General features: G+C 68.3%; 17 protein-coding genes. 7 read left to right on the top strand and 10 right to left on the bottom strand.

The genetic code is table 11. The features are described from left to right. Positions 1 to 36: 36 nt before the first annotated feature. From ABSH63_RS11770 to ABSH63_RS11730, 9 genes are all read right to left on the bottom strand, one after another. Positions 37 to 1,101 (bottom strand): acyl-CoA dehydrogenase family protein, encoded by a 1,065-nt coding sequence (locus ABSH63_RS11770; protein ID WP_352889984.1) that lies wholly within the window; start codon positions 1,099 to 1,101, stop codon positions 37 to 39. 4 nt (positions 1,102 to 1,105) lie between these two features. Further along, positions 1,106 to 2,272, bottom strand: a complete 1,167-nt coding sequence (locus ABSH63_RS11765; protein WP_352889982.1) for an acyl-CoA dehydrogenase — start codon at positions 2,270 to 2,272, stop codon at positions 1,106 to 1,108. An 80-nt stretch (positions 2,273 to 2,352) separates the two neighbouring features. Next, positions 2,353 to 3,117 (bottom strand): enoyl-CoA hydratase family protein, encoded by a 765-nt coding sequence (locus ABSH63_RS11760; protein WP_352889980.1) that lies wholly within the window; start codon positions 3,115 to 3,117, stop codon positions 2,353 to 2,355. Continuing rightward, positions 3,114 to 4,277, bottom strand: a complete 1,164-nt coding sequence (locus ABSH63_RS11755) for an NAD(P)H-dependent flavin oxidoreductase (protein WP_352889978.1) — start codon at positions 4,275 to 4,277, stop codon at positions 3,114 to 3,116. Before ABSH63_RS11755 ends, ABSH63_RS11760 begins: the two co-directional genes overlap by 4 nt. Further along, entirely contained in the window at positions 4,277 to 5,464 is a 1,188-nt protein-coding gene (locus ABSH63_RS11750) for a lipid-transfer protein (protein WP_352889976.1), read from the bottom strand. Before ABSH63_RS11750 ends, ABSH63_RS11755 begins: the two co-directional genes overlap by 1 nt. Further along, the gene (locus ABSH63_RS11745) at positions 5,461 to 5,871 is read right to left on the bottom strand and encodes a Zn-ribbon domain-containing OB-fold protein (RefSeq protein WP_352889974.1); all 411 of its coding nucleotides are present in this window, start codon (positions 5,869 to 5,871) and stop codon (positions 5,461 to 5,463) included. Before ABSH63_RS11745 ends, ABSH63_RS11750 begins: the two co-directional genes overlap by 4 nt. Next, positions 5,868 to 6,662, bottom strand: coding sequence for a CoA-transferase subunit beta (locus tag ABSH63_RS11740; protein ID WP_352889972.1), 795 nt, complete (start codon positions 6,660 to 6,662; stop codon positions 5,868 to 5,870). The genes ABSH63_RS11745 and ABSH63_RS11740 overlap by 4 nt, the downstream gene beginning before the upstream one ends. A 2-nt stretch (positions 6,663 to 6,664) precedes the next feature. Continuing rightward, positions 6,665 to 7,561 (bottom strand): CoA transferase subunit A, encoded by an 897-nt coding sequence (locus ABSH63_RS11735; protein WP_352890038.1) that lies wholly within the window; start codon positions 7,559 to 7,561, stop codon positions 6,665 to 6,667. A gap of 6 nt (positions 7,562 to 7,567) precedes the next feature. After that, positions 7,568 to 8,458: a VOC family protein gene (locus ABSH63_RS11730; protein WP_352889970.1), complete on the bottom strand. Its 891-nt coding sequence runs from the start codon at positions 8,456 to 8,458 to the stop codon at positions 7,568 to 7,570. A 201-nt stretch (positions 8,459 to 8,659) separates the two neighbouring features. On the opposite strand from ABSH63_RS11730, the gene ABSH63_RS11725 reads away from it, so the two are divergent. The 7 genes from ABSH63_RS11725 (at position 8,660) to ABSH63_RS11695 (ending at position 15,705) form a co-directional block, all read left to right on the top strand. Beyond that, entirely contained in the window at positions 8,660 to 10,336 is a 1,677-nt protein-coding gene (locus ABSH63_RS11725) for an FAD-binding protein (RefSeq protein ID WP_352889968.1), read from the top strand. A 27-nt stretch (positions 10,337 to 10,363) separates the two neighbouring features. Beyond that, the gene (locus tag ABSH63_RS11720) at positions 10,364 to 11,140 is read left to right on the top strand and encodes an SDR family oxidoreductase (protein ID WP_352889966.1); all 777 of its coding nucleotides are present in this window, start codon (positions 10,364 to 10,366) and stop codon (positions 11,138 to 11,140) included. Between the two features lie 66 nt (positions 11,141 to 11,206). After that, a complete protein-coding gene (locus tag ABSH63_RS11715; RefSeq protein WP_352889964.1) occupies positions 11,207 to 12,754 on the top strand; it encodes a FadD3 family acyl-CoA ligase in 1,548 nt (515 codons plus the stop codon). Between the two features lie 2 nt (positions 12,755 to 12,756). Continuing rightward, complete coding sequence (locus tag ABSH63_RS11710; RefSeq protein WP_352889963.1) at positions 12,757 to 13,620, top strand: SDR family NAD(P)-dependent oxidoreductase; 864 nt, start codon at positions 12,757 to 12,759, stop codon at positions 13,618 to 13,620. Positions 13,621 to 13,684: 64 nt separating this feature from the next. Next, the gene (locus ABSH63_RS11705) at positions 13,685 to 13,966 is read left to right on the top strand and encodes a type II toxin-antitoxin system Phd/YefM family antitoxin (protein ID WP_352889961.1); all 282 of its coding nucleotides are present in this window, start codon (positions 13,685 to 13,687) and stop codon (positions 13,964 to 13,966) included. After that, on the top strand, positions 13,963 to 14,400 hold the full coding sequence (locus ABSH63_RS11700; protein WP_352889960.1) for a type II toxin-antitoxin system VapC family toxin: 438 nt from the start codon (positions 13,963 to 13,965) through the stop codon (positions 14,398 to 14,400). The genes ABSH63_RS11705 and ABSH63_RS11700 overlap by 4 nt, the downstream gene beginning before the upstream one ends. A 12-nt stretch (positions 14,401 to 14,412) precedes the next feature. Beyond that, positions 14,413 to 15,705: a DNA recombination protein RmuC gene (locus tag ABSH63_RS11695; RefSeq protein ID WP_352889959.1), complete on the top strand. Its 1,293-nt coding sequence runs from the start codon at positions 14,413 to 14,415 to the stop codon at positions 15,703 to 15,705. A gap of 6 nt (positions 15,706 to 15,711) precedes the next feature. On the opposite strand, the gene ABSH63_RS11690 is transcribed toward ABSH63_RS11695, so the two are convergent. Beyond that, a complete protein-coding gene (locus ABSH63_RS11690; RefSeq protein ID WP_352889957.1) occupies positions 15,712 to 16,347 on the bottom strand; it encodes an outer membrane beta-barrel protein in 636 nt (211 codons plus the stop codon). Positions 16,348 to 16,421: the final 74 nt, after the last annotated feature.

Below are 16,421 nucleotides of genomic sequence, written 5' to 3'. Positions count from 1 at the left end.
GACGTGATGCGTGAGACGTGAAGGATACGGTCGTCTTCAGCGATCGATGAAGGTCGCACCGGGCCCCAGGCGTGCGTCATCGCCGAGCACCGCCGCCGCAACCCGTGCCTTGTGGAACTTGGCGTCGCCCCAGGTCGCGTTGAGCGCCCAGGCGCGCTTCATGAACATCTGCAGATCGGCTTCCCAGGTGTAGCCCATCGCGCCGTGCACCTGGATGCTCTTGCGCGCGGCGAGCAGGGCGGCCTCGCCGGCGGCGAGCCGCGCCTGCGAGACGTACAGCGCCGCGCGCGGATCGTCATGGGCGAGCGCATAGGCGGCGCGGTGCACCACCGGCTCGGCGAATTCGATCTTCACCGCGACGTCCGCCATGTGGTGCTTGACCGCCTGGAAGCTGCCGATCGGTTTGCCGAACTGCTTGCGCTGCGCCGCGTGGTCCACGCCCAGGTCGAGCATGCGCTGCGCCAGCCCGATCAGTTGCGCACTGATGGCCAGCCCCGCGCGATCGATCACACCCGCCCACAGCTTATGACCGAGCGCCGCCTTGCACGAGCGCGTGGCCGCAGTGGGCGTCCACTCCACCTTGTACAGGCGCCGTGACAGGTCGATGCTCGGATTCAGGCGCAGCTTGGCCTGCTCGGGCCGCAGGGCGTGCACCTCGTCCTCGTGCCAGAGCAGCAGAAGATCGGCGTTCTTGGCGTCGGCGACCATCGGGTTGATCGGATGGCCGACGGCCACGCGCGCCTGACCGGAGGCGATGCGCGGCAACCACTGGCGCTTGAGTTCCACGTCGGCCGGCAATCGCTGCAAGAGATACACGGCGAGATAGGCCGTGGCGGTCAGCGAATCGGGGATGGCGAAATAACCCAGCTCCTGTTGCACCAGCACCCAGTCCAGATCGCCGCCGTTGATGCCGCCGAATTCCTCGGGCACCGACAGCGCGGTGAGGCCCTGATCGGCCAGCTTGGCGCGCAGCTCGGCGCTGCGGCCGGTCTCGGTGGTCTCCCAGATCTCGCGCAGCCACTCGGGGGCCGCCTCGACCATCAGGAACTTGCGGATCGCGTCGCGGAAGGCGAGCTGCTGCTCGTCGAAGGTGAAGTCCATCTGTTTACGCCCTGGGCAATCCCAACATGCGCTCGGCGATGATGTTGCGCTGGATCTCGTTGGTGCCCGCGTAGATCGGCCCGGCGAGCGAGAACAAAAAGCCATCGAGCCAGGCGCCGATGTCGCCGCCGTCGGGCGCGTTGGGCATCAGCTCGCCGCGCGCGCCGAGGATGCGCATCGCCGTTTCGTGCATCAGCAGGTCGAGCTCCGACCAGAAGATCTTGTTGGTGCTCGCCTCGGCGCCAATCTGGCCGCCCTTGGCGAGCCGGCACGCGGTGCGATAGGTCGCCAGTGCGTAGGCCTCGGCATCCATCCAGCTCTTGATCACGGCGTCGCGGATGCCGGGGTCGGCATCGGCCGTCTCGCGGTGGCGGCGGTACAGATCGACCAGTTGACGCGCGGTCTGCTGGAAGCGCGCGGGGGAGCGCAGCATCAGCCCGCGCTCGAAGCCCGCCGTGGCCATGGCGATGCTCCAGCCGGCGCCCTCGTCGCCGACGCGGTTTTCGACCGGCACCTGCACATCATCGAAGAAGATCTCGGCAAAACCCGGCAGGCCGTTGAGCTGCTTGATCGGGCGAATCGTGATGCCCGGCGTCTTCAGCGGCAGCAGCAGGAAGCTCAGGCCGTGGTGGCGCTGCGAGTCGGGATCGGTACGGAACAGGCCGAACAGCCAGTCCGCCCACACTGCGCGCGTGGACCACACCTTCTGGCCGTTGACCACGTAGTGCCCGTTGCGGCGCACCGCGCGGCTGCGGATCGCCGCCATGTCCGAGCCGGCGCCGGGCTCGCTCCAGCCCTGGGCCCAGATGTCATCGCCCGTGGCCATGCGCGGCAGAAAGCGCGCCTTCTGCTCGGGCGTGCCGTACTCCATCAAGGTCGGCGCCAGCAGGAACACGCCGTTTTGGTTGACGCGCAGCGGCGCGCCCGCGGCCCAGTACTCCTCCTCGAAGATCAGCCACTCGATGAGATCGCAGCCGCGGCCACCGTAGTCCTTGGGCCAGGTGACGGCCGAATAGCCTTTCTCAGCGAGCTTGCGCTCCCAGGCGCGGTGCTGCTCGAAGCCCTCGGGGGTATCGAAGCTCGCGAGCGGTTTCGCGGGCAGGTTTGCCGCGAGCCATTCGCGCACTTCCGCGCGGAAGCGGTTTTGCTTCTCGGTGTATTCCAGCCTCATCGGAATGTCCTATACCGGACCGCGCCATCCATGGCCCGGACCTTCGAAACACGCTGCGGCGGCACGGGTTGTTCTCGGCTTCACGTCTTGCCCTCGAACCGCGCTGCCCGTTTCTCCACGAAGGCGCGACGCGTCTCGGCGGAGTCCTTCTCGCTGTAGGCCTGCAGGGTGAAACCCTGCTCCCAGCGGTATTTGTCTTCGAGGTTGCCGTCCTCGATGCCGTTCAGGGACTCCTTGGCGAGCCGGATCATCGCCGTGCTCTTCGCCGCGATCGTGCGCGCGATCGCCAGTGCGGCGTCGCGCAACTCTTCGCGCGGCACCACGCGCTCGACCGCCCCCAGGCGATACGCCTCGGCCGCGCCGATCGGCTCGCCGGTGAAATACATCATGCGCACCTTCTGCACCGGGAACAGACGCTGCAGGTGGGCGCCGCCGCCCATCGCGCCGCGGTCGACTTCGGGCACGCCGAAGCTCGCGTCCTCGCTGGCGACGACGATGTCCGCCGCTCCGGTGATGCCGATGCCGCCGCCGAGCACGAAGCCGTGCACGGCGACGATCACCGGCAAGGGATTGCGGTGCACCGCCTTGAACGTGCGGTAGTTGCCGGCGTTGACGGAGACGATCTTCTCGGGATGTTTGTCGAGTTCCTTGATGTCGACGCCGGCGCAAAATCCGCGGCCCTCGGCACGGATCACGATCACGCGCGCCGCCGGATCGCGGCCGATGCGTTCGATCTCGTCGGCGAGCGCGTGCCAGCCGGCAGCGTCGAGTGCATTGACCGGCGGGCGGTCGATCACCAGTTCGGCGATGCCGTCGGTGAGGGTGGTCGAGAATGGAGCAGTCATGTCGATTCCTTCGTCTGCGCGTGCGCCACGGCGCTTCGCGCCGCCTCCTCCCCTTCCCCGCTCCGGCTCGCGGCAGCGGGGGGACCGCAGGGTCGGGACAGGGCGCCGAGCGCAGCGAGGCGTGCTTGTGCTTCGCGCACGATGGCCTCGATCACCTCGGCCACCGGCGGCAGCGTGTCGAGTACGGCAGCGACCTGCCCCGAGGGCAGCACGCCTTCGTCCGGATGGCCTTGGACCATCGCGCGCTGGATCAGGATCGGCGCATTCGCCGCCATCATCGTTTGGATCGCGCCATCGCCCTCGCGCAGCGCCGCGAAGAAGGTCTTGACCATCTGCGCCGGCGACATGCCGGTGTGCGCGCGCCAGCGCCAGGCGCTAAAGAGCGCGACGAACAGGCGCCGCAGCAGCCCCCCCTGTTCGAGCTTGCGCAGGAACGGGTTGTCGATCATGCGCTGCGGCAGTCCGTCCACCGCGGTCGACGCGCGGATGCGCGCGGGGTCATCGACCTCGATGTACTTCTGCAGCGTGCTGCGCGGCACCGGCGATTCCGCGGTCATCAAAAAACGCGTGCCCATCGCGATGCCGGCCGCGCCATAGGCCAGCGCCGCCGCCAGCCCGCGGCCGTTGTGGAAACCGCCGGCGGCGACGACCGGCACCTTCACGGCGTCGAGCACCTGCGGCAAGAGCAGCGTGGTCGGCACCGCGCCGGTATGCCCGCCGCCCTCGGCGCCCTGCACGGTGATGAGGTCGGCGCCGAGTTCCACGGCCTTGACCGCGTGCTTGAGCGCACCGACGGTCGGCATGCACAGCACGCCGGCGTCCTTGAAGCGACGGATCGTGGCCGCGCTGGGGCCGCGCCCATAACTGACCGCGCGCACGCGATCGGCGTTGTCGAGGATGAGCTCGATGACCTCGTTCGCGTTCGGCTGGAACATGTGGAAGTTCACGCCGAACGCACGATCGGTGGCCGCACGCACCGCGGCGATCTCGCGGCGCAGCGTCTCGGTGGTCATGGTCGCCGCGGCGAGAAAACCGAAGCCGCCGGCATTGCTGGTCGCCGCGACCAGCCGGCTGTCGGCGACCCAGCCCATCGCGGTCTGCACGATGGGATGGCGGCAGCCCAGCGATTCGGTCAGCGGTGTGGTGAGCCCGGTTGCCATCAGCGCTTGACGATGACCGAGGAACCGTGGCCGAACAGGCCCTGGTTCGCGGTGATGCCCACCTTGGCGTTCGCGACCTGACGCGCACCGGCCTGACCGCGCAGCTGCCAGGTCAGCTCGCAGACCTGCGCCAGCGCCTGCGCCGGCACCGCCTCGCCGAAACAGGCCAGGCCACCCGAGGGATTGACCGGGATGCGGCCGCCGATGCGGGTCGCACCGCTGCGCAGCAGGGCCGATGCCTCGCCGCGCGCGCACAGTTGCAGATCCTCGATCCAGTCGAGTTCGAGCGCGGTGGACAAGTCGTAGACCTCGGCCAGCGAGACGTCTTCCGGGCCGATGCCGGCTTCCTCATACGCCTTCTTCGGCAGCGCGGCGCGGAACGACTGCGGCGCGCAGGCCACCGCGGAATCGGTGGCGATGTCCGGCATCTCCACCAGTTCCGAGGGGAAGCTCGGCGTCACCGTGGAGATCGCCACGATGCGCGGTGCCTTGGCCTTGCCGATGCGCTCGGCGTAGCCGAGGCTGCTCACCACCAGCGCGGCCGCGCCGTCGGAGGTCGCGCACACGTCCATCAGCCGCAAGGGATCGGCGACCATCGGCGAGGCCAGCACCTCCTCGATGGTGAAGCGCTTTTTGTAGCGCGCATAAGGATTTTCGAGGCCGTGCTCGGCGTTCTTCACCTTGACCAGCGCGAAGTCCTGCGGCGTGTCGCCGTAGAGCGCCATGCGTCGGCGCGCGTACAGCGCGAAGTAGGTCGGGTTGGTGATGCCCAGCCGGAAGCGCACCCAGTCCGGATCGTCCGGACGCTCGCCCGGCGCCGGCCTGAGAAAGCCCTTGGGCGTGGTGTCCGCACCGATCACCAGCGCGACCTCGCACTCGCCGGCGAGGATCTTCGCGCGTGCCGCGGCCAGCGCCTGCGAACCCGAGGCGCAGGCCGCGTAGGAGGTGTTCACCTCGGCGCCCTGCCAGCCCAGCGCCTGCGCAAAGGTCGCGCCGGCCACCTGGCCCGGATAGCCGTTGCGGATCGTCGCCGCGCCGGAGACGAAGCGGATGTCGCGCCAGAGGACGCCGGCGTCGGCGATCGCCGCGCGCGCGGCGGCGACGCCGTATTCGACGAAGTTGCGCCCCCACTTGCCCCAGGGGTGCATGCCGACACCGAGGATGGCGATCTCGCGCGCGGCGCTCATGTCGCCACCTTCCACTTCCAGGTCAGCTTGCCGTCGTCGAGCGCTTCGAGCACCAGCACCATGGGCATGCCCAGCGCGAGCCGCGACAGCTCGGTGCCGCGCACGAGCTGGCCGAGCACGATCATGCGCTCTTGCTCGAGTTCGACCGCGGCGATGCCAAAGGGCTGGAACGGCTCGCACGCGACGTAGGGTTCCGGCGGCGCATAGGCCGCATTGGTGTAGGACCACAGCCGGCCGGTGCGCGACAGCGGCGTGTCCTCGAAGGATTCGCCGTCGCAGTCCGGGTTGCGGCAAAAGCCGGTCTTGAGCCTCGGAAAGTAGTACGTGCCGCAACGGCGGCAGCGGTTGCCGATGAGCCGCGGCTCGGCGTCCAGCGTGAACCAGCCTTCGAGGACGGGCGCACTCACTTGCGCACTCCAGGCGGGTTGTCCTTGATCTGCTTGCTGCGCAGGTCGTGCGGATCGAGCCTGCGGATGATCGCGAGCTGTTCTTCGGTCGGATACGCGGTCTCGACGAGATCCGCCGCCTTGACGAGCGGAAAACCGGTCGCCGCCTGAACCTGTTCGAAGCGCACGCCCGGGTGCAGGCTGATGACGCGGATGGCATGGTCCGGCCCGCCGAAATCCATCACGCACAGATCGGTGACGATGCGGTGGATGCGCATGTAGTCCGGCTTGACGCCGGCCGGCCAGCGCTCGCGCTTGTAGCCGACCGAGCAGACCACGTCGACCTCGCCCTCGACGAACACGCGCGGACCGTGGTTGGGGACGAAGAAGGAGTTGACGTGGTTGATGCTGTTGCCGGGGAAGCCGCGCAGGCCGAGCAACTGGCGCTTGGGCCGCGCAAACTCGCCGATGCAGGAGATGTTGGCCTGCCCCCAGCGATCGACCTGCACCGGGCCGACCAGCGCGTGACGGCGGCCGCCCCAGACGTTGTCGAAGACCCGTGCATACGGCATCCAGCCGGCATAGCGGCGGCCCTCGTGATCCTTCGCGCCGAGCACGACCGGTTCTTCGGTGAGATAGGCCTCGCCGTCGGTGATCATCAGCCCCGGGCTGTGCGTGAGCTTGGCCAGCCCCTGGGCGAGCCGCGGAATGATGCCGATGCCGGTCGCGAGCACCTCGCCCTCACCGCGCCAGACTTCGGCGCAGGCGCAGATCAGCAGCTCGGCCAGCGTGAATGTGCTTGCGCTGGTCATGATCAGAACACCTGCCGCGGCAGTGCGCGGATCGCATCCAGGCCGCCGACGGCCATCTGGTAGGCCGCCTCGTCGCCGCGCAGGAATTCCTCCGCGTATTGCTGCCAGCCGCCGTCTTGCTCCGCGGCCGCGCAGTAGCGCTTCAGATGCGCCGCGTCCCAGCCGTAGCCCAGACCCGCGCCGCGGATGTCGACGTTCGAGGTCGGATGCGCACCGCCCGGGGTGTGCACCACGCCGCTGACCAGGTTGCGCTCCACGAGGTTGAAGCGCGCGTCGATCTCGTCGCCGTCGATGCGCTCGACGAGCTGCTCGCAGCCGACATAGCAGCGCTCGGCCGCGCGTGCGAACAGCTCGTCGAAGAAGGGATCCGGCGCGTATACCCGCAGGTTGCCGAGACGGTCGGCGACGTGCACGTGCACGAGCGCGACGTCGAGCTGGATCGCCGGCATCGCCAGCAGCACTTCGCGATCCGCGTAGGGTGAGGTGATCGTGCGCAGGTCTGGATGGGCCTTGGCGATCTGGTCGGTGGCGAGCCCGACGCGAGTCGGCAGAAACGGAATGCGCATGGCCGCGGCGCGCAATCCCCAGTGCAGCAGTCCCTCGTCGAGCTCGACGGCCTGGATGCCGCCGGCCTCGCGCGCCTTGCGGAAGAATGGCTCCAGTGGGATGAAATCCAGCGAGACGAAGGCGTAGACCAGCTTCTTGACCTTGCCGGCGGCGCACAGCATGCCCATGTCCGGGCCGCCGTAACCGACGACGGTCAGGTCCTTGAGATCGGAGCGCAGGATCTCGCGCACGATCGCCATCGGCTTGCGCCGCGGACCCCAGCCACCGATGCCGATGGTCATGCCGTCGCGCAGCGTGCCGACGACCTCGGCCGCTGTCATGCGTTTGTCCAGGGTCATTTACTGAAACCCGACCGAGAAATCGTGGCCCCAGATCGAGACGCGCTGCGTCTCGGTGGGCCGCCAGCTCCCGGGGTCGACGCTGATGCCGCCCCAGCCGTACTCGAGCGCGAAGTTGCCCGGCGTCATCATGTAGAACGAGGTCATGCGGTCGTTCTCGTGCTCGCCGAGCGTCGCCATCAGCTTGACGCCGTGCTGCGCGCGGCGGTCGTGGGCGAGCCCGACGTCGGTCATCGAGTTGACCTCGACCATGATGTGCACGCAGCCACTGGGCGCCGGCATCTCGGCGAGCGCGAGGCTGTGATGGCGACCGCTCGACGCGTGCAGGAAATGGATGCGGATGGTCGGCGCATCCGGCGCCGGTTTGAAGTTGAAGCGATCCGACACGCCCATGCCGAGCACCTCGCGGAACAGCTTCTCGGTGGCGTCGAAGTTCTGCACCGCCGGCAGCACGGTGTGTCCCATGCCTTGCGCCCCGGTCTTGAAGCCGCCGACACCGATCGGCGACACGAAGGGCGCGCGCGTGCCGGTGTCGCCCTGCACCAGCTCGTGCGCGTTGCCGGACGGATCGGTGAACTTGACCATGCGCGTGACGCGGCGCAGCGCGCGCTCGGCCTCGCTGCCGTTGGTCACCGCGACGCCGGCGGCTTCGAGCGCGGCGACCGTCGCGTCGAAATCCACGCCCGGCGCCAGCGCCCAGCCCGAGGCGAGGTAACGATCGGTTGCGCCCGGAATCGCGGCGATGCGGAACTCGCGCTCGTCCATCTTCAGATACAGCGCGCCGTCCGGCCCCTTGGCGGTGGACATGCCGAGCACCTGTTCGGCGTAGTGCTGCCACTTGCCGATGTCCGTGGTCTCGGCGAGCACGTAGGCCAGTGACTCGATTTTCATGGGCGTGCCTTTTGTGTCGTCGTCTGGCCGGCATTATCGGAAGCCAAGCTCGGCGGTAGCTTCATCCGTTTTGATGAGCACGCCCGCGACGATGATCGCCATCGCTCACCCACATGCGGTATGCGCGCCCTACTCAGGACGGATGAAGCCGCGCCGGCACAGTTCGAAATAATGCGGCAGGCCATACCTGATCCCGCGCTCATGACCGCTGCCGCCATTGCGATGACGTCCGCCGAACCCGGCGTGCTCGCCGTCGAGCCGCCGCTGGACGGCAGCGCCCTGCGCGAGACCGACTGGGACCGTAGCTGCGATGTGCTGGTCGTCGGCCTGGGGGCCGCCGGCGGCGCCGCCGCGATCGCCGCGAAAGAAGCTGGCGCCGACGTCGTGGTTGCCGAACGCTTCGACGGCGGCGGCGCGACGATCAAGAGCGGCGGCATCGTGTATCTGGGTGGCGGCACGCGCATCCAGAAAGAGGCGGGCGTCGACGACACGCCGCAGGCGATGTTCGACTACCTGCGTCAAGAGTGCGGCGATGCGGTGAGCGAAGCCACGCTGCGCGCGTTCTGCGACGACAGCCGCGCGCTGCTCGACTGGCTGGAGTCGATCGGCGTGCAGTTCCGCGCCAACCCGAATCCACCCAAGACCTCGTATCCGCGCAACGGGACGTACTACTACTACTCCGGCAACGAGGCGGTGCCGGCGTATGCGGCCAAGGCCAAGCCGGCGGCACGCGGCCACCGCGTGATGGCGCCGGGCATCGATTCCGGCCGCGAGCTGTATCGTGCGCTCGAACGCCGCGTGGCTGCGCTGGGCATTCCGGTGCTGCGCCAGACCGCGGCGCGGCGCTTGATCACGGACGCGCAGGGCGCAGTCATCGGCGCCGAGTTGTATCAGCTCGCGGACGGCAGCGCCGCGCAGCGCGAGCACCAGAGGCTGATGCGCAAGGCCGAGAAGGTGCATGACTTCGCCGGCGGCTGGGCCGACCGGCTGCGCGCGCAAGCGGCCGAGATCGAACAGCAGCACGCCAAGCGTCTGCGCGTGCGCGCACGGCGCGGCGTCGTGCTGACCACCGGCGGCTTCGTCTTCAACCGCACGCTGCTGCGCGCGGTGGCGCCGCAATACCTGCCGGCGATGCGCCTGGGAGCCACCGGCTGCGACGGCAGCGGCATCCGCCTCGGCGCCTCCGTCGGCGGGCAGTGCGCTCGCATGCACAAGGTTTCGGCCTGGCGCTTCATCAATCCGCCGACGGCCTGGCCCAAAGGCATCGTCGTCGGCCCGGACGGTGAGCGCTTCTGCAACGAGCAGGTCTACGGCGCGCGCCTGGGCGTCGACATGGTGGAGAAGGCCGGCGGCCGCGCTTGGCTGATCCTCGACCGCAGGCTGCGCCGGGCGGCGCTACGCGAGGCGCTGTTCGGCCGGCTGTGGTTTTTCCAGAGCGTGCCGGCGTTGTTCCTGATGCTGTTCGCGCCGCGCGCGCGCACGCCCGAGGCGCTCGCCGAGAAACTCGGAATGCCTGCCGAGGCCTTGCGCCGCACGCTCGACGACTACAACGCCTGCGCCGACGGCAGCCGCATGGATGCACTCGGCAAGAGCGTGGACATGCGCGCGCGCCTCGATGCGCCGCCTTACTACGCGCTCGACATCTCAGCCGGCAGCAAGACCTTTCCGTGCCCGACGATCACGCTGGGTGGGCTTGCCGTGGACGAACGCAGCGGACTCGTGCGCCGCGACGATGGCTCGACGATCGCCGGCCTTTATGCGGCCGGGCGCACGGCGGTGGGCGTCGCCTCCAACGGCTACGTCAGCGGCCTGTCACTGGCCGACTGCCTATGGTCGGGCCGGCGTGCCGGTCGGCACGCAGCGACTCGCACGGACTGATCCACATTCACGACGACGGGAGCGAACATGGGACGAGTGAACGGCAAGGTCGCGATCATTACCGGCGCGGCCAGCGGCGTCGGCAAGGAGGATGCGATCCTGCTCGCGCGCGAGGGCGCGAAGGTCGTGCTGACTGACATCAACGAAGAGGCCGGACGCGAGGTGGCGAAGTCCATCGGCGAGGCCGCACTGTTCGTGAAGCACGACATCGCCTCGGAAGACGACTGGCGCGCCGTCATCGCCGCCGCGCAGCAGACCTTCGGCGGCGTCGACGTGCTGGTCAACAACGCCGCGATCCTCGCCCAGGCGAACATCGAGGATACGACGCTGGCGCTGTGGCAGAAGATCCAGCGCGTGAACTCCGATGGCTACTTCCTCGGCTGCAAGTATGGCCTGGAGGCGATGAAGCAGCGACCGAGCGGGTCCATCATCAACATGTCATCCATGGCCGGGATCGGCGGGGTATCGAGTTTTTGCGCCTACAGCGCGTCCAAGGCCGCCGTCGCCGGGCTGACCCGCAGCGTCGCCGCGCACTGCCGCGCGCGGCTCTACAAGATCCGCTGCAACTCCATCCATCCCGACGGCATCGCTACCCCGATGGTGTTCAACCTGCACAAGAACGACCACGGCGTACCGGCCTCGCAGGCCTATGTCCGCGAAAAAGACCCCAAGCAACTCCAGGCGCGCTTCTGCCAGCCGCAGGACATCGCCAACCTGGTGCTGTTCCTCGCCTCCGACGAATCGCGCTTCATCAACGGCGCGGAGCTGCGCATCGACAACGGTTATCTCATGTGGGCGGATTGAGCGCGAAGCCATGTACGTCCCGTACGAGACGGCGCCATCCATGGCGCCGGGATTCCAAACAAGCACATGAGCGCCTCGGTTCCCGCCGCCTTCGCTGACGCCGTCGCTCGTCACGCGACTCGCATCGCCGTCGTCGGCGAGGACGGCGCGACGCTCAGCTATGCCGAACTCGATGCACGCCGTATCGAGGCCGCGCGCGCCCTCGCGGCGCTGGGCGTTCGGCACGGCGATCGCGTCGCGATCTGGGCACCCAACGGCATCGAGTGGATCATCGCCGGCCTTGCGATCCACACGCTCGGCGCGGTGCTGGTGCCGGTCAACACCCGGATGAAGGGGCAGGAAGCCGCCTACATCCTCGAGAAGAGCGCGGCACGCGTGCTGTTCTGCGCCGGGCGTTTCCTCGGCCAGCACTTCCCCAGCGTGCTCGGCGCACATCGGCCGCAGACCCTGCGGCAGATCGTGGTGATCGGGCAGGCCGAGGCCGGTGATTTCACCTGGGCGGCGTTTCTCGCGCGTGCGCACGAGCGCGGCGTCGAAGACGTCGCCGCGGCGGCCGCGCGCGTCGCCCCGGGTGACCGTCTCGACATCCTGTTCACCTCGGGCACGACCGGCCATCCCAAAGGCGTGATCACAGCCCATGCGCAGAACCTGCGCGTGATCGCGGCGTGGTCAAAGGCTGTCGGCCTGAACCCGGACGACCGCTACCTCATCGTCAATCCCTTCTTCCATGCCTTCGGCTACAAGGTCGGCTGGCTCGCGGGCCTTCTGGCCGGCTGCACCGTGCTGCCGCACGCCGTGTTTGATGCCGGTGCGATTCTGCGGCGCATCGAACGCGATCGCATCTCGGTGCTGCCGGGTCCGCCGACCTTGCTGATCTCGCTGCTGAACGATCCGGCGCGTGCGAACACCGATCTGTCGAGCCTGCGCGCGACCATCACCGGTGCCGCGGCGATCGCGCCGAGCCTGATCGAACGCACGCGCGCCGAGCTCGGTTTCAAGGTGGTGCTGACCGGCTATGGCCTCACCGAAACCTGCGGCGTGGTGTCGCTGTGCGATGCCCACGATGACGCCGAGACGATCGCACTGACCTCGGGCAAGGCGATTCCCGGCATCGAGCTGCGCTGCGTCGACGCCGACAACCGGCCGCTCGGCCCCGGCGAGTCCGGCGAGATCGTCGTGCGCGGCTACAACGTCATGCAGGGTTATCTCGACGACGAGGCGGCGACACGTGAGGCGATCGACGCCGACGGCTGGCTGCACACCGGCGACGTCGGCGTACTCGACGCGCGCGGCTATCTGCGCATCACCGATCGCCTCAAGGATTTGTACATCTGCGGCGGCTTCAACTGCTATCCGGCCGAGATCGAGCGCATGATCGCCGCGCATCCGGCGATCGCGCAGGTGGCCGTGGTCGGCGTGCCGGACGCGCGCATGGGCGAGGTCGGCAAGGCCTTCGTCGTGCGGCGCGCCGACCAGAGTCTGGACGAGGCCGAGCTCATCGCCTGGTGCCGCGAACGGATGGCCAATTACAAGGTGCCGCGCCAGGTCGTGTTCGTCGATGCGCTGCCGACGAATGCCGCCGGTAAGGTCATGAAGTTCCAGTTGAGGAGCTGAACATGGGCAAGGATCTCAAGGGCAAAGTCGCCGTCGTCACCGGCGCCTCGCGCGGCGCCGGCAAGGGCATCGCCATTGCACTGGGCGCGCACGGCGCGACGGTCTACGTCACCGGGCGTACGCTCAAGGAAGGCGACGCCGCGCTGCCCGGCACGATTGCCGCGACCGCCGAGGCGGTGACCAAGGCCGGCGGCCAGGGCATCGCGGTTGCGGTCGATCATGCGAAGGACGCCGACGTGAAGGCCTTGTTCGAGCGCGTAGAGGCCGAGCACGAGCGGCTCGACATCCTCGTCAACAACGCCACGTTTTTGCACGACAAGCTGATCGACAAGGGCGGCTTTTGGGAAAAACCGCTGGACTTGGTCGACATCCTCGACGTCGGTCTGCGTTCGGCCTATGTCGCGAGCTGGTACGCAGCAAAGCTGATGGTTCGACAAAGAAACGGTTTGATCGCCTTTACGTCCAGTTTCGGCGCGAGCTGCTACATGCACGGCCCGGCCTATGGCGCGCAGAAAGTCGGCGTGGACAAGTTCGCCAAGGACATGGGCGTGGATCTCAAGCCGCACAACGTCGCCACGGCGTCGATCTGGATGGGCATGCTGCGCACCGAGCGCACCCGGCGCGTGATGGACGCCGACCCGCAAAAATACGCGGGCTTCTGGGAGATCGCCGAGACGCCGGAGTTCACCGGCCACGTGATTGCCGCGCTGTACAACGATCCGGCGCGCGCCGAGAAATCCGGCCAGGTCCACATCGGCGCCGAGCTCGCGCAGCGCTACGGCATCACCGACGAAGGCCGCCAGCCGCCGTCGCATCGGTCCATGCTCGGCGCGCCGACGCCACCGCATCCGGCCATCGTCGAGTAGGCCGATTGCCGGGCAGCACGATTCGTGACCATAATCGGCGGGCTTCTTTCGGATTATGGTCACAATGAGCGCCGAACAGATTCCCGTTCATGAGCTAAAAGCGCGGCTCTCGCATTACCTGGCGCAGGCACGACGCGGACGGCCGATCGAGATCACCTCGCATCGCCGCGTCGTCGCCAAGCTGATCGGCGTGAGCCCGCACGACGAGGCCAACGGGCTGGCCCGCTACATCGCCGAAGGCAAGGCCACCTGGAACGGCGGCAAGCCACAGGGTGGCGCGGTACGGCTGCCTCCGGGCGGCAAGAGCCTTGCCGATATCGTCATTGAAGATCGCGGACCGCGGTGATCGTCTACTGCGACACCTCGGCGCTGCTCAAGCTCTACGTCGATGAAGCACACACGCCGTCCGTCGAGGCCTTGCTCACGCGATCCGAGGCGGTCAGCGTCTGCCGCATCGCCTGGGCAGAAGCGCAGGCGGCGCTGGCACGTCGACTGCGCGAACAGCCGGATGCTGCCACCGCCATCGCCACGGCGCGCAGCGCACTCGCCCGCGACTGGCCGGCCTATGTCGTGATCGAAGTGTCACAAGCCGTGGTCGAACTGGCCGGCGACTACGCCGACAGTTTCGCCCTGCGCGGCTACGACGCGGTGCAACTGGCGGCCTGCGCCTCGTTTGCACGCGAGGTGTGCCTGCCCGTGCACTTCGCGTGCTTCGATCAACGCCTGAACAAGGCCGCGCGCGTGCTCGGGCTTGAAGTGCCCTTTATCGATCTATCTTGAGAGGCCCGGCACATGACCCCGGAACTGCTGCTGTACGTCGCTGCTGCCGCGCTCGTGGGCGCGCTGGTTGGCGCGCTGGCCGGCGTGCTGCTGCTGGGCCGCAACCGCAATGCCGAGCGGCTGCAGGTCCTGCAGACGGAAATCGAGCGTCTGGGACGCACGCTGCGCGAGGAGTCCGCGCAATCCCGGCGCGACATCGCCGATGCTGCCGACCGCCAGCGTCAGGAGCTCGCGGCTCGTCTGCAACTGTTCCTCGAAGAAGCGCGCGCCGGCCGTCGCGAGCAGGCCGAAACGCTGGCAAAGTTCGGCGAGCAGCAGACCCAGCAGGCGCAGGCCCTGCGCGGCAGCGTCGAGGAGAACTTAAAGACGCTGCGTCAGGAGAACGCCGACCAGCTCGAACAGATGCGGCGTACCGTCGACGAAAAGTTGCACGAGACGCTGGAGAGGCGGCTCGGCGAATCCTTCAAGCTGGTCAGCGAGCGGCTCGAACAGGTGCACAAGGGTCTGGGCGAGATGCAGGCGCTGGCCTCGGGCGTCGGCGATCTCAAGCGCGTGCTGACCAACGTGAAATCACGCGGCATCTTCGGCGAGGTGCAGCTCGCCGCGCTGCTCGAACAGGTGCTGACCGTCGAGCAGTACGCCGTCAACATTCCCACCAAACCCGGCAGCAACGAGCGCGTCGAATACGCGATCCGCCTGCCCGGCCGCAACGACGACGCCACGCCGGTGTGGCTGCCGATCGACGCCAAGTTCCCGCGCGATGACTATGAGCGCCTGATCGAGGCGCAGGAACGCGCCGATCCCGATGCCGCCGCCGCGGCGGCGCTCGCACTCGAACGGCGCATCCGCGCCGAGGCGCAGGCCATCGCCGACAAATACCTGTCGCCGCCGCACACGACCGACTTCGCGATCCTGTTCGTGCCGGTCGAGGGCTTGTACGCCGAGGTGCTGCGCCGGCCGGGGCTGTTCGAGGACTTGCAGCGCAAGCATCGCGTGACCGTCGCCGGGCCGACCAACCTGCTCGCCTTCCTCAACAGCCTGCAGATGGGTTTTCGCACGCTGGCGTTGGAGAAGCGCTCCAGCGAGGTCTGGCAGGTGCTGGGCGCGGTCAAGACCGAGTTCGAGAAATTCGGCGACGTGCTCGACAAGGTGCGCAGGAAGCTCGACGAGGCCTCGAACCAGCTCGATCACACCGGCGTGCGCACGCGCGCGATCACGCGCCGGCTCAAGACCGTGCAGGCGCTGCCGGAGAGCGACAGCGAGCGCCTACTCGGCGCTGCCACCGAGCAAGCGGACGACGAGTAGGGCCGGTCAGAACGGCACGCGAAAGCCGGCACGCACGGTATCGATGCGCAGCTCGGCGTCGCTGTCCGCGATGTCGAGATCGTCCCAACGGTATTGGGCGAAGAAGCCGAACACGTCCGGCACCCAATGAACGCCGATCACGTACTCGATGCCGTCGGCGTCGTCGAGATCGAGATAGCCGAGTGAGGCATGCACGCCGAGGCTGTACGGCAGGTCCTGCTCGAACTGCAGATGCACGCCGTAACCGTCCTGCGATTCCTTGACCTTTCCCCCGGGCGCTTGCCGTTCGGTGCGTAGCGACGCGTACTCGGCCTTGAGCTGGAAGAAGCCGACCGGGCCCGCCGGGAAGCCCCAACCCGCGCCGGCGCGGTAGTTTTCGAAGTCCAGATCGGCGCCGCCGTCGTCACGCTCGGTGGGCACGTACTCGCCGGAGAAGTCGCCGAAGAAGCCGACGCGCTGACCGCCGACCACGCGCAAGCCGCCGCCGATGCCGTCGAATTCTTCGGTCGTGGTGTCGTCCGCGTCGATCTGCGCCCACGACCCGAAGAACTCGATGCGCTGGAATTGGTCGCTGCCCGCATGCGCGGACGACAGCATGCCGGCGGCGATCGCGGCGGCGGCGAATCGGAAGGCGTGGTGCATGGCGACTCTCCCTGGGCTCGGTGACGGATCGCCGCATTGTGCATGAACTCGACGCCGCGTTGCGCAGCCGACAC

Origin of the sequence: Sinimarinibacterium thermocellulolyticum (assembly GCF_040327995.1) — a bacterium.
GTDB classification, from domain to species: Bacteria; Pseudomonadota; Gammaproteobacteria; order Nevskiales; family Nevskiaceae; genus Solimonas; species Solimonas thermocellulolyticum.
This window is presented reverse-complemented; position numbering and strand designations above follow the sequence as displayed.